A 12590-nucleotide genomic window follows, 5' to 3' on the forward strand; every position below is an offset into this window, starting at 1 on the left:
CGGCCCGCACGCCGAGGCCGCCGCACTGGCGCAGGCGGGGGCCCGGGCGCGCGGCGGCACCGCCGTCGTCACGCTCGAGCCGTGCGATCACACCGGCCGTACCGGGCCGTGCAGCCGCGCCCTGATCGAGGCCGGAATCGCGCGGGTGGTCTTCGCGATCGCCGATCCCACTGCGCAAGCATCCGGGGGCGCGGAGACGCTGCGCCGGGCAGGGGTCGAGGTGGTCGGCGGCGTGTCGGCCGCCGACGTGGAGGCCGGGCCGCTGCGGCCGTGGCTGCACCGGCAGCGCACCGGACGGGCGGAGGTCACGCTCAAAATCGCCACGACCATCGACGGGCGGGTCGCGGCGCCCGACGGCACCAGCCGCTGGATCACGGGCGAAACGGCGCGCGCCGAGGTGCACGAGCGGCGCGCCCGGGTCGACGCCATCCTCGTCGGCACCGGCACCGTCCTCGCGGACGACCCGGCGCTGACGGCCCGCAATCCCGACGGCTCGCTTCGCGCGCACCAGCCGCTGCGGGTGGTCGTGGGCGACCGGCCCGTACCCGCGGGAAGCAGGATTCTCGATTCCGCCGCGCGCACGCTCGTCATCCCCGGCCACGACCCGGCAAGCGTGATCGAGCGCCTCTCCGCCGATTGCTGCGACGTGCAGGTCGAGGGCGGGCCGCGGCTCGCGGGGGCGTTCCTCGCTGCCGACCTGGTCGACCGTGTCGAGCAGTATCTAGCGCCGGCGCTGCTCGGCGACGGGCAGCTCGCCGTCGCCGGCGGGGGAGCCCTCAGCATCGGCGACGCGCTGCGGCTGCGGCGCACTGCGGTGCGCGCGCTCGGCGACGACCTGCTGCTGACCTACGATCGGGTGACCGGACAGTGACCGTGCCGGCGGTCGTGCCGACCGCCGGCGAACGAGAGGACCACGCGATTGTTCACGGGAATCATCGAAGAGGTCGGTGAGATCACCGCGGTCGCCGTCATGGGCGACTCGTCGCGGTTCACCGTGCGCGGGCCGCTGGTCACCTCGGACGCCGGCCACGGCGATTCGATCGCCGTCAACGGGGTGTGCCTCACCGTCGTCGACCTGCTGGAGCCCGGCGCGGCAGAGCGCGCGGCGACCGGCGGGGACGGCGCCGGAGCCGGCGGGACGCGGGCCGTCGCGTTCACCGCCGACGTGATGCACGAGACGCTCTCCCGCTCGTCGCTGGGCGACCTGCGCGTGGGCAGCCCGGTCAACCTCGAACGCGCCGCCGCCGTCTCGTCCAGGCTGGGCGGACACATCGTGCAGGGCCACGTCGACACCGTGGGGACCGTGGTCTCCCGCACTCCGTACGAGCACTGGGAGGTCGTGCGGGTGGCGGTGCCCACGCCGTCCGCGCGCTACGTGGTGGAGAAGGGCTCGATCACCGTCGACGGCGTCTCGCTCACGGTGAGCGCGCTGGGCGTCGACGAGGCGGGTCAGGACTGGTTCGAGGTGTCTTTGATCCCCACCACCTTGGCGTCGACCGTGCTGGGGACCGCTGCCGCCGGCACCCGGGTGAATCTGGAGGTGGACGTCATCGCCAAGTACGTCGAACGCCTTCTGGGAGCCGGTGCGGCCGCACCGGGCCCGCAGGGCCTACCCTCATAGTCGGGAATCGGGGCACCCACCGGTGTCCACGGGTGTCAAGCCGTGAGCGCGTGCGCGGGGCGAGACCACGAGCTGCCATGGGAGCGTTGCGTGAGGTTCGACAGCATTGAGCGGGCGGTGTCCGACATCGCCGCGGGCAAGGCGGTCGTCGTGGTCGACGACGAGGACCGCGAGAACGAAGGCGATCTCATCTTCGCCGCGGAGAAGGCCACCCCCGAGCTCGTCGCGTTCATGGTCCGTTACACCTCCGGGTACCTGTGCGTACCGCTGACCGGGGCCGACTGCGAACGCTTGGCGCTGCCGCCGATGTACACGGTGAATCAGGACAAGCACGGCACCGCCTACACCGTCACCGTCGACGCGCGCGAGGGCGTGACCACCGGGATCTCCGCTGCCGACCGCGCCCGCACCATGCGGATGCTCGCCGACGGCGGCAGCGGCGCCGAGGACTTCACCCGCCCCGGCCACGTGGTGCCGTTGCGGGCCAAGGAGGGCGGGGTCCTGCGCCGCCCCGGGCACACCGAGGCCGCGGTGGACCTCGCCGCGCTCGCGGGGCTGCGTCCGGCCGGGGCGATCTGCGAGATAGTCAGCCAGAAGGACGATGGCGAGATGGCCCGCGCGGACGAGCTGCGCGTCTTCGCCGACGAGCACGAACTGGCCATGATCTCCATCGCCGACCTCATCAGCTGGCGGCGCAAGCACGAAAAGCACGTCACGCGCGTGGCCGACGCCCGCATCCCCACCGCGCACGGCGCGTTCCGCGCCGTCGGCTACGAGAGCGTGCACGACGACGTCGAACACGTGGCGCTGGTGTGCGGCGACATCGGCGACGGGGCCGACGTGCTCGTGCGCGTGCACTCGGAGTGCCTCACCGGCGACGTGTTCGGCTCGCTGCGCTGCGATTGCGGCCCGCAGTTGGACGCGGCCATGCAGATGGTCGCCGACGAGGGCCGCGGCGTCGTGCTGTACATGCGGGGGCACGAGGGGCGCGGCATCGGCCTGATGCACAAGCTGCAGGCATACCAGCTCCAGGACGCCGGCCGCGACACCGTGGACGCCAATCTGGAGTTGGGGTTGCCGGCGGACGCCCGCGACTACGGCCTGGGCGCCCAGATCCTGGTGGATCTGGGCGTGAAGTCGATGCGACTGCTCACCAACAACCCCGCGAAGCGGGTCGGACTGGGCGGCTACGGGCTCACCATCACCGAGCGGGTGCCGATGCCGGTGCGTGCGACGGCCGAGAACCTGCGCTACCTGCGCACCAAGCGCGACCGCATGGGGCACGATCTGATCGGGCTGGACGATTTCGACCCCACGGCGTCCGGCGCGGAGAGCGTCGTCACCGCCGGCGACGGGGGGCCGGCATGAGCGGTGAGGGCAGGCCGGTCGATTACGGCTCCGTCGCGGCGGGGCTGCGGCTCGGCATCGTCGCGGGCCACTGGCACCGGGAGATCAACGACGCGCTGCTGGCCGGGGCGTTGCGCGCGGCGGACATGGCCGGAGTGGCGGGGCCCACCGTGGTCCGCGTCGCCGGCGCCGTGGAACTGCCTGTGGTGGCACAGGAACTGGCGCGCACGCACGACGCCGTCGTGGCGCTGGGCGTGGTGATCCGCGGGGGCACGCCCCACTTCGAGTACGTGTGCGACGCGGTGACGGCGGGGCTGACGCGCGTCGCCCTCGACGAGTCGACCCCCGTCGGCAACGGAGTCCTCACCACGGACACCGAACAGCAGGCGCTGGACCGCGCCGGGCTGCCCGGGTCGATCGAGGACAAGGGCGGCGAGGCGACGATGGCGGCGCTCGACGTGGCTACCACGTTGCGGCGGCTGCGGGACGGAGCGGCATGACCGTGGAGGGCGGATCGATGGTGGACGACGCGGAGACGGGCGGCGGACGGGCGCGGGCGGCCGACACGGCCGACCCGGACCGGCTCCAGTGGGACATGGTGGCGCGGTCCCGGCGCAGCAGCCTGTACGCGATCGCCGTCGCCGCGTTCCTCGTCGTGGTGTTCACCGTGCTCGGCTCGCTGTTGCGGGTCGCCGACACCGGCGTGCACTTCCGCGTATGGGACCAGATCTCCATCGCGCTGATCGGCGTGCTGATGGGGTGCGCGGCGCTCCTTTTCACCCGCCCGCGGCTGCGCGTGGGTCCGGCGGGAGTCACCGTGCGGAACCTGTTCAGCGACAAGTTCATCCCCTGGGACCTCGTCCAGCGGATCGCGTTCCCGGAGGGCGCGTCGTGGGCGCGCATCGACCTTCCCGACGACGAATACGTGCCCGTGCTGGCCGTGCAGATCAACGACCGGGGCCGGTCGGTGGAGTCGGTCAAGCGCTTCCGCGCCCTGCAGCGGCTGTACGCGGACGGGACCGGGCGTCCGGCGGACGGCCAGAAGTAGCGGCCCGCGGCGGGTGACGCGATAGCCTGGAGCCGTGCCGGATCCCACCACCTACCGCCCCGCCCCGGGCACCATCCCCACCGAGCCCGGCGTCTACAAGTTCCGCGCCCCCGACGGCCGCGTCATCTACGTCGGCAAAGCCAAGAACCTGCGCAACAGGCTGAGCAACTACTTCGCCGACCTGTCCACGCTGCACCCGCGGACGCGGCGCATGGTGACCACCGCCGGATCGGTGGAGTGGACGGTCGTGGGCACCGAGGTCGAGGCGCTGCAGCTGGAGTACAACTGGATCAAGCAGTTCGACCCCCGCTTCAACGTGCGGTACCGCGACGACAAGACCTACCCGATGCTCGCGGTGAGCGTGGGAGAAGAGATCCCGCGCCTGTTCGTCTACCGGGGCCCCCGCCGCAAAGGGGTCCGCTACTTCGGCCCGTACTCGCATGCCTGGGCCATCCGCGAGACCCTCGACCAGCTACTACGGGTGTTCCCCGCCCGCACCTGCTCGACGGGCGTGCTCAAGCGCCACCAGCAGCTGGGCCGCCCCTGCCTGCTCGGGTACATCGGCAAGTGCTCGGCACCCTGCGTGGGCCGGGTGTCGGTGGACGAGCACCGCGCGATCGTCGACGACTTCTGCGACTTCCTCGCCGGCCGCACCACGCGGCTGATCAAACAGGTCGAGCGCAAGATGCTCGAGGCCTCGGAGGATCTCGACTTCGAACGCGCCGCCCGTTTGCGCGATGACCTGGGGGCACTGCACAAGGCGCTGGAGAAGCAGTCGGTGGTGCTCGGGGACGGCACCGACGCCGACGTCGTCGCCTTCGCCTACGACGACCTCGAGGTGGCCGTGCAGGTGTTCCACGTGCGCGACGGCCGCGTGCGCGGGCAACGCGGGTGGGTGGTCGAACGGGTCGAGAGCGCCGAGTCTCCCGAGCTTGTCGAGCAGTTCCTCACCCAGTTCTACGGCGGCGAGTCCGACCAGGCACGCCGTTCCGGCCTGGACGAGGCGGACGCGCGCGGCGTCGTGCCGCGCCAGATCCTCGTCCCGGAGATGCCCGCGGACGCCGGCCAGCTGTCCGCCTGGCTCGGCGGGATCCGCGGCACGGCCGTCCGCATCCGCGTCCCCCGGCGCGGCGATAAGAAGGATCTGGCCGAAACGGTCCGGCGCAACGCCGAGCAGGCGCTCGCCCTGCACAAGCTCAAGCGCGCCGGCGACCTGACCACGCGCAGCGCCGCGCTGCAGGGCATCCAGGACGCCCTCGACCTGGACGACGCCCCGCTGCGAATCGAATGCGTCGACATCAGCCACGTGCAGGGGACCGACGTCGTCGCCTCGCTGGTGGTGTTCGAGGACGGGCTCGCCAAGAAGTCCGACTACCGTCACTACGCGATCAAGGAGGCCGCCGGCGACGGGCACTCCGACGATGTCGCCAGCATCGCCGAGGTGACACGCAGGCGGTTCAAACGGCACCGGGCGGACGCGCAGACGGACGCGGGCACCGGCGGACCGGACGGCGGCGGCGCGCACAACGGTGACGCCGACGGCGGTGATCTGGCGCCGGAGGCGTCCATCGACCCGGCCACCGGCCGGCCCCGCCGCTTCGCCTATCCGCCCAACCTCTACCTGGTCGACGGCGGCGCCCCCCAGGTGGCGGCGGCGGCCGAGGTGCTCGACGAACTCGGAGTCACCGACGTCGCCCTGGCCGGCCTGGCCAAGCGGCTCGAGGAGGTGTGGCTGCCGGGCGACGACGAGCCGGTGATCCTGCCACGGGGCAGCGAGGCGCTGTACCTGCTGCAGCGGGTGCGCGACGAGGCGCACCGGTTCGCCATCAGCTTCCATCGCAGCAAACGGTCCCGCAGGATGACCGCCTCGGCGCTCGACGCCGTCCCGGGGCTCGGCGAGGTGCGGCGTACCGCACTGGTGCGCCATTTCGGGTCGCTCGCGCGGTTGCGAGAGGCTACCGTTGACGAGATGACGCAGGTGCCGGGTATCGGCGCGGCGACGGCCCGGACCATCGCCGAGCACCTTCACGGCGGCCCCACAACCGATGACCCCGCAACCGATGCCCCCGGCACGCCGGCCGACCCGCCCACTGAGGTCGGGGAGAAGGACGATGCCGCCGAGACGATCGAACGGACAGGTGAGACCGCCCAGTGAGTGACGCGACACCCGCCGCAGGTCCCGCCGCCGCAGGTCCCGCCGCCGCAGGTCCCGCCGTCGGCTCTTCCGCCACCGCGATGGACGTGCTGCTCGTCACCGGTCTGTCCGGCGCGGGGCGCAGCACGGCCGCCAAGCTGCTCGAAGACCTCGGCTGGTACGTGGCGGACAACGTGCCGCCGCAGCTGGTCCCCACCCTGGTCGACTACGGCCTCAGCGAGGGCACCCGCATCGAGCGGCTGGCCGTCGTCGTCGACGTCCGCAGCAAGACGTTCTCGGGTGACTTGGACGCGGTGGGCGACGACGTGATCGCCCGCGGGGGAGCGCCACGGGTCCTGTTCCTCGACGCGTCGGACCACGTGCTGGTGCGCCGCTTCGAGCAGGTGCGGCGCGGCCATCCGCTGCAGCACTCGGGCACCCTTGCCGAGGCGATCGCGGCGGAACGGGCCATGCTGGCCACCCTTCGCATGTCCGCGGACGTCGTCATCGACACCTCGTCGTCGTCGGTGCAGAGGTTCCGGGAGAAGATGGAGACCCTCTTCGGCGGGTCCGAGCCGCGCACCGTCCGCGTGACCGTGCAGTCGTTCGGCTTCAAGTACGGCCTGCCCACCGACGCCGACATGGTGGCGGACGTGCGTTTCCTGTCCAATCCCTACTGGGTGGACGGGTTGCGTGGGCTGACCGGGCGCGACGCCGCTGTGAGCGATTACGTGCTGGCCGAGCCGGGCGCCGCGGAGTTCCTGCGCACCTACAGCCGGCTGGTGCAGCTGACCATCGACGGGTACCAGCGCGAGGGCAAGTTCTACGTCACCACCGCCATCGGCTGCACCGGCGGCAAGCACCGGAGCGTGGCGATGTCGGAAGCGCTGGGAGCGCTGCTGGCGGAGAACCCGGCGCTAGGGGTGGGCGTGGTGCACCGCGATCTGGGGCGCGAATGACCCGCGACCCGCGCGGCCCGTCGGTGGTGGCCCTCGGCGGCGGACACGGCCTGTTCGCCACCCTGAGCGCGGTGCGCCGCTTCAGCGACGATGTGACGGCGGTGGTCACCGTCGCAGACGACGGCGGCTCGTCCGGGCGGATCCGCTCGGAACTCGACATCATCCCGCCGGGTGACCTGCGCATGGCGCTGGCGGCACTGTCCGCGCCGGACGAGCGCGGCGGCCTGTGGACGGACCTCCTCCAGCACCGGTTCCGCGGCAACGGAGCGCTCGCGGGGCACTCGGTGGGCAACCTCGTGCTCGCCGGGCTCACCGAGCTGCTCGATGACCCGGTGGCCGCTCTCGCCGAGCTGGCGGGCGTGCTCGGCGTGCAGGGCGCGGTACTCCCCATGGCGCGGGTGCCCCTGGAGATCGCCGCCGAGGTGACGGGGCTCGAGGACGACCCGCGGGTGGTGCGCACGCTACGCGGCCAGGTCGCCGTGGCCACCACGCCCGGGCGGGTGCGGCGGGTGCGGCTGCTCCCGGCCGACCCCCCGGCGGTCCCCGCGGCGGTCCGCGCGATCCGCGCGGCGGACGTCGTCGTGCTGGGGCCGGGCTCCTGGTTCACGAGCGTGATCCCGCATCTGCTGGTGCCGGAGCTGTACGCGGCGCTCCAGCAATCGACCGCCTGCAAAGTGGTGGTGCTCAACCTGACCGCAGAGCCGGGCGAAACGGCGGGGTTCTCCACCGAACGCCATCTGCAGGTGCTGGCCCAGCACGCGCCGGACTTCCGGGTGGACACGGTGCTGGCGGACGCGGCGGCGGTGCACGCGCAAGGGGAACGCGACAACGTCGGACGCGCCGCGGACAGGTTCGGCGCCGCCGTGCATTACCGCGAACTCGCCGTGCCCGGCACGTTCACCCACGAGCCAGGACGTCTCGCCGATGCGCTCGCCGCGCTCGCCGGCATAGACCTGCCGGGCACGGACGTCACCACTTCGGAACGCACCACCACTTCAGAACGCACGCTGCACACCGCCGGTCCGGAGCGGCCCGCGGCCGGAACGGAAGGGGACTGACGCATCGTGGCGATGACAGCCGATGTCAAAGATGAACTCGCCCGGGTGGTGGTGACCCACACCAGCGCACGGCGCGCCGAAGTCGCGTCGCTGCTGCGCTTCGCCGGCGGGCTGCACATCGTCGGCGGCCAGGTGGTGGTGGAGGCCGAGGTGGACCTGGGCGCCACCGCCCGGCGGCTGCGCAAGGGCATCCACGACCTGTACGGCTATTCCTGCGAGGTGCGCGTCCTCAGCCCCGGCGGTCTGCACAAGTCGGGCCGGTACGTGGTACGGGTCGGCCGCGACGGAGAGGGCCTGGCCCGGCAGACCGGGCTTCTCGACCAGCGCGGCCGGCCGGTGCGCGGTCTGCCGCCGCAGGTCGTCGGGGGCAGCGTGCTCGATTCGGAGGCCGCCTGGCGTGGCGCGTTCCTCGCGCACGGTTCGCTCACCGAACCCGGGCGGTCGTCGGCTCTGGAGGTAGGCGCGCCGGGACCGGAGGCCGCGCTGGCACTCGTCGGCGCGGCCCGGCGGCTCGGCGTCTCCGCCAAGGCCCGCGAGGTCCGCGGCGCCGACCGTGTGGTGGTGCGCGACGGAGAGGCCATCGGCGTGCTGCTCACGCGGATGGGTGTCAACGAGGTGCGCATGGTCTGGGAGGAGCGCCGCATGCGCCGCGAGGTGCGCGCCACCGCCAACCGGCTCGCCAACTTCGACGACGCCAACCTCCGCCGCTCGGCGCGTGCCGCGGTGGCCGCCGCGGTACGGGTGGGGCGGGCTCTCGAGATCCTCGGCGACGAAGTGCCCGCGCACCTGGCCGAGGCCGGCGAGCTGCGTATCAAGCACCGGCAGGCGTCGCTCGAAGAGCTCGGGCAGCTGGCGGATCCGGAGATGACCAAGGACGCCGTCGCCGGCCGGATCCGACGGCTCCTGTCGATGGCGGACCGCAAGGCCGCCCAACTCGGCATCCCGGACACCGAGTCCGCGGTCACCCCCGAGCTGCTCGATGAGGCTTGAATGGGGCCGTGTCAGGGAGCGGCGCGAGCCGCGGCGATGCTCGGTCAGGGCGCCGCAGGCGACCGACTAGGATCGACGCGAGCGCACTGAGCTTCCCCGGCAGGGCGCGCCGCGTCCGGGGTGTACCGCAGCAAGACCGACCGAAGAAGAACTCGGCCTAGGGGCCGCCGACGGCACAGCCTGCCCGCCGGCGGCACCGATACGGCTATGTAAGGAGCGAACAGTGACTGTCCGGGTAGGCATCAACGGATTCGGCCGCATCGGCCGCAACTTCTTCCGCGCCGTCGAGGCACAGCGCGCCAAGGGCGACACCAGCATCGAGGTGGTCGCGGTCAACGATCTCACCGACCCCGCCGTCCTCACCCACCTGCTCAAGTACGATTCGATCCTGGGCCGGTTCCCCGAGCCGGTCGCGCTCGAGGGCGACGAGATCGTCGTGGGCACCCGGCGTATCAAGGCCTTCGCCATCAAGGAGGGCCCGGCGGCCATCCCGTGGGGCGACCTCGACGTCGACGTGGTCGTCGAGTCCACCGGCATCTTCACCGACGGCGACAAGGCGCGCGGCCACCTGCAGAGCGGCCCCAAGAAGGTCATCATCTCCGCCCCTGCCAAGGGCGAGGACCTCACCGTCGTCATGGGCGTGAACGACGACAAGTACGACGGCTCGCAGACGATCATCTCGAACGCCTCGTGCACCACCAACTGCCTCGGTCCCATCGCGAAGGTCCTCGACGACTCCTTCGGCATCGAGAAAGGCCTGATGACCACCGTGCACGCCTACACGCAGGACCAGAACCTGCAGGACGGCCCGCACAAGGACCTGCGCCGCGCCCGCGCCGCCGCCGTCAACGTGGTGCCCACCGGCACCGGCGCCGCCAAGGCCATCGGCCTGGTCCTGCCGCAGCTGCAGGGCAAGCTGGACGGCTATGCGCTGCGGGTCCCGATCCCCACCGGCTCGGTCACCGACCTCACCGTCAACGTGCGCACCAAGGCGACCCTCGACGAGGTCAACGCGGCGATGAAGGCCGCCGCCGAGGGCCCGATGGCGGGCGTGCTCAAGTACAGCACCGACCCCATCGTGTCGTCGGACATCGTCACCGACCCGCACTCGAGCGTCTACGACGCCCCGCTGACCAAGATCATCGACGACCAGATCAAGGTCGTGAGCTGGTACGACAACGAGTGGGGCTACTCCAACCGGCTCGTGGACCTCGTCGACCTCGTCGGCAAGTCGCTCTGATCCGGGAGGACTCTGCGGCGATGACTGTCAAGACACTGCAGAACCTGCTGGCGGCGGGGGTCGAGGGTCGCACCGTGCTGGTGCGTTCCGACCTCAACGTGCCGCTCGACGGCGCCACGATCACCGACGCCGGGCGCATCGACGCCTCGGTGCCCACGCTGTCCGCGCTGGCGGACGCCGGGGCCAAAGTCATCGTGATGGCGCACCTCGGCCGGCCCCAGGGTGCCGTCGACCCGGCGCTGTCCCTGGCCCCGGTGGCCGCCCGCCTCGGCGACGCGCTCGGCAGGTACGTCCAGCTGGCGGCCGACGTGGTGGGCATCGACGCGCAGGCGCGCGCCGAGGGGCTCACCGACGGCGATGTGATGCTGTTGGAGAACATCCGGTTCGACCCGCGGGAGACGAGCAAAGACGCGGCCGAGCGTGCCGCGCTCGCAGGCGAGCTCGCCGCGCTGACCGGCGGCGACGGCGCGTTCGTGTCGGACGGCTTCGGCGTGGTGCACCGCGAGCAGGCCTCCGTCTTCGACGTCGCGAAGCTGCTTCCGCACTACGCGGGCACGCTCGTGGCGGCCGAGGTCGACGTGCTGCGCACCATCACCGAGGGCGCCGAGCGGCCCAACGCGGTGGTGCTCGGCGGCTCCAAGGTGTCGGACAAGCTCGCGGTGATCGAAGCGCTCGCACCCAAGTTCGACACCCTGGTGATCGGCGGCGGGATGTGCTTCACCTTCCTCGCCGCGCAGGGACTGCCCGTAGGATCCTCGCTGCTGCAGGAGGAGATGGTCGACACCTGCAAGGACCTGCTCGACCGCTTCGCTGACGTCATCCACCTGCCGTGCGACATCGTCGTCGCCGATGGATTCGCCGCCGACGCGGAGGCCAAGACGGTGCCCGCCGACGGGATCCCCGACGGGTGGATGGGCCTGGACATCGGCGCCGAATCGGTCTCCCGCTTCGCTGCGGTGCTGCGCGCGGCCCGCACCGTGTTCTGGAATGGGCCCATGGGCGTGTTCGAGTTCGAGCGGTTCTCCGCGGGCACGCGCGGTATCGCCGAGGCGATCATCGAGGCCACTGCGGACGGCGCGTTCAGCGTGGTCGGCGGCGGCGACTCCGCGGCCGCGGTGCGCACCCTCGGCCTGGCCGAGGACGGATTCAGCCACATCTCGACGGGCGGCGGCGCCTCGTTGGAGTACCTGGAGGGCAAGGAGCTACCCGGCCTGGCCGTCCTCGACGACGCTCCGTCGCCGACAGCCCCGTCCGCACCGACCACCGAAGGGTAGGACCGTCATGCCCCGCACACCGCTCATCGCCGGCAATTGGAAGATGAACCTCAACCACCTCGAGGCCATCGCGCTGGTGCAGAAGATCTCGTTCTCACTGCCGGCGAAGTACTTCGACAAGGTCGACGTCGCGGTCATCCCGCCGTTCACCGACATCCGCAGCGTGCAGACGCTGGTGGAGGGCGACAAGCTGCTCCTCACCTACGGGGCGCAGGACGTCTCGGTGCACGCCTCCGGCGCCTACACCGGTGAGGTCAGCGGTGCCATGCTGGCCAAGCTCGGGTGCACCTACGTGGTCGTCGGGCATTCCGAGCGGCGTTCCCTGCACGGTGAGGACGATGCGACGGTGGCGCAGAAGGCCGCCGCCGCGCTCGCGCACGGCTTGACGCCCATCGTCTGCGTGGGCGAGGGGCTCGAGATCCGCGAGGCCGGTCAGCATGTGGACCACTGCGTGAAACAGGTCCGCGGTTCGCTCGCCGGGCTGTCCGCAGAGCAGATCGCGCAGTGCGTGATCGCCTACGAGCCGGTCTGGGCGATCGGCACCGGACGTGTGGCCACGCCTGAGGACGCCCAGGAGGTGTGCTCTGCCCTCCGCGAGGCCGTATCCGGCCTGGCCTCCGACGCGGTGGCCGCCGGTCTCCGGATCCTCTACGGCGGTTCGGTCAACGCGAAGAACGTGGGGGACATCGTCACCAAAGACGACGTCGACGGCGCGCTCGTCGGCGGTGCCTCGCTCAAAGCCGACGAGTTCGCCACACTCTGCGCGATCGCCGCGGGCGGTCCCCTGCCGTGAACCGGAGCGGCACCGGTCAGGGGAGAGCGGCAACGTGCTCCTTTGGCCGGTGCGCTGCAGGTGGGCCCGCGGCGGGTAACATCGGCGGCGACGTGCGCGCCCGCAGCGGCCGCCTGCGATCCGATT

Annotated in this window: 12 protein-coding genes; all 12 read left to right on the top strand. The window is 71.9% G+C overall.

All coding sequences use genetic code 11. The annotated features are described in order from the left end of the window. On the top strand, window positions 1-871 hold an 871-nt coding region (gene ribD / locus JJ683_RS12515), incomplete at its 5' end, for a bifunctional diaminohydroxyphosphoribosylaminopyrimidine deaminase/5-amino-6-(5-phosphoribosylamino)uracil reductase RibD (protein ID WP_200174558.1). A 48-nt stretch (window positions 872-919) separates the two neighbouring features. Then, window positions 920-1621, top strand: a complete 702-nt coding sequence (locus JJ683_RS12520) for a riboflavin synthase (RefSeq protein WP_200174559.1) — start codon at window positions 920-922, stop codon at window positions 1619-1621. A gap of 90 nt (window positions 1622-1711) precedes the next feature. After that, window positions 1712-2989, top strand: a complete 1278-nt coding sequence (locus JJ683_RS12525) for a bifunctional 3,4-dihydroxy-2-butanone-4-phosphate synthase/GTP cyclohydrolase II (protein WP_200174560.1) — start codon at window positions 1712-1714, stop codon at window positions 2987-2989. After that, entirely contained in the window at window positions 2986-3468 is a 483-nt protein-coding gene (gene ribH, locus JJ683_RS12530; RefSeq protein WP_200174561.1) for a 6,7-dimethyl-8-ribityllumazine synthase, read from the top strand. Before JJ683_RS12525 ends, ribH begins: the two co-directional genes overlap by 4 nt. After that, a complete protein-coding gene (locus JJ683_RS12535; RefSeq protein ID WP_307810899.1) occupies window positions 3465-4016 on the top strand; it encodes a PH domain-containing protein in 552 nt (183 codons plus the stop codon). The genes ribH and JJ683_RS12535 overlap by 4 nt, the downstream gene beginning before the upstream one ends. A 34-nt stretch (window positions 4017-4050) precedes the next feature. Next, on the top strand, window positions 4051-6171 hold the full coding sequence (uvrC, locus tag JJ683_RS12540) for an excinuclease ABC subunit UvrC (protein ID WP_200174562.1): 2121 nt from the start codon (window positions 4051-4053) through the stop codon (window positions 6169-6171). A gap of 80 nt (window positions 6172-6251) precedes the next feature. Continuing rightward, window positions 6252-7109: an RNase adapter RapZ gene (rapZ, locus tag JJ683_RS12545; protein ID WP_200174615.1), complete on the top strand. Its 858-nt coding sequence runs from the start codon at window positions 6252-6254 to the stop codon at window positions 7107-7109. Then, window positions 7106-8167, top strand: coding sequence for a gluconeogenesis factor YvcK family protein (locus JJ683_RS12550; protein WP_200174564.1), 1062 nt, complete (start codon window positions 7106-7108; stop codon window positions 8165-8167). The genes rapZ and JJ683_RS12550 overlap by 4 nt, the downstream gene beginning before the upstream one ends. A 12-nt stretch (window positions 8168-8179) precedes the next feature. Beyond that, on the top strand, window positions 8180-9157 hold the full coding sequence (gene whiA, locus JJ683_RS12555; RefSeq protein WP_200174617.1) for a DNA-binding protein WhiA: 978 nt from the start codon (window positions 8180-8182) through the stop codon (window positions 9155-9157). A 223-nt stretch (window positions 9158-9380) separates the two neighbouring features. Continuing rightward, window positions 9381-10397 carry a type I glyceraldehyde-3-phosphate dehydrogenase gene (gene gap / locus JJ683_RS12560; RefSeq protein ID WP_200174566.1) on the top strand — a complete coding sequence of 339 codons (1017 nt, stop codon included), beginning with the start codon at window positions 9381-9383 and terminating at the stop codon, window positions 10395-10397. A gap of 20 nt (window positions 10398-10417) precedes the next feature. Continuing rightward, window positions 10418-11671: a phosphoglycerate kinase gene (locus tag JJ683_RS12565; RefSeq protein ID WP_200174569.1), complete on the top strand. Its 1254-nt coding sequence runs from the start codon at window positions 10418-10420 to the stop codon at window positions 11669-11671. 7 nt (window positions 11672-11678) lie between these two features. Further along, on the top strand, window positions 11679-12464 hold the full coding sequence (tpiA, locus tag JJ683_RS12570; protein ID WP_200174570.1) for a triose-phosphate isomerase: 786 nt from the start codon (window positions 11679-11681) through the stop codon (window positions 12462-12464). Window positions 12465-12590: the final 126 nt, after the last annotated feature.

The sequence above is a fragment of the Tomitella cavernea genome (assembly GCF_016599145.1).
Taxonomy (GTDB): domain Bacteria; phylum Actinomycetota; class Actinomycetes; order Mycobacteriales; family Mycobacteriaceae; genus Tomitella; species Tomitella cavernae.

Excerpts from the sequence above, each read along its gene's own strand:
- ribH (WP_200174561.1), top strand. The coding sequence starts at position 2,986 with ATGAGCGGTGAGGGCAGGCCGGTCGATTACGGCTCCGTCGCGGCGGGG.
- JJ683_RS12535 (WP_307810899.1), top strand. The coding sequence starts at position 3,465 with ATGACCGTGGAGGGCGGATCGATGGTGGACGACGCGGAGACGGGCGGC.
- rapZ (WP_200174615.1), top strand. The coding sequence starts at position 6,252 with ATGGACGTGCTGCTCGTCACCGGTCTGTCCGGCGCGGGGCGCAGCACG.
- JJ683_RS12550 (WP_200174564.1), top strand. The coding sequence starts at position 7,106 with ATGACCCGCGACCCGCGCGGCCCGTCGGTGGTGGCCCTCGGCGGCGGA.
- whiA (WP_200174617.1), top strand. The coding sequence starts at position 8,180 with ATGACAGCCGATGTCAAAGATGAACTCGCCCGGGTGGTGGTGACCCAC.
- JJ683_RS12565 (WP_200174569.1), top strand. The coding sequence starts at position 10,418 with ATGACTGTCAAGACACTGCAGAACCTGCTGGCGGCGGGGGTCGAGGGT.
- tpiA (WP_200174570.1), top strand. The coding sequence starts at position 11,679 with ATGCCCCGCACACCGCTCATCGCCGGCAATTGGAAGATGAACCTCAAC.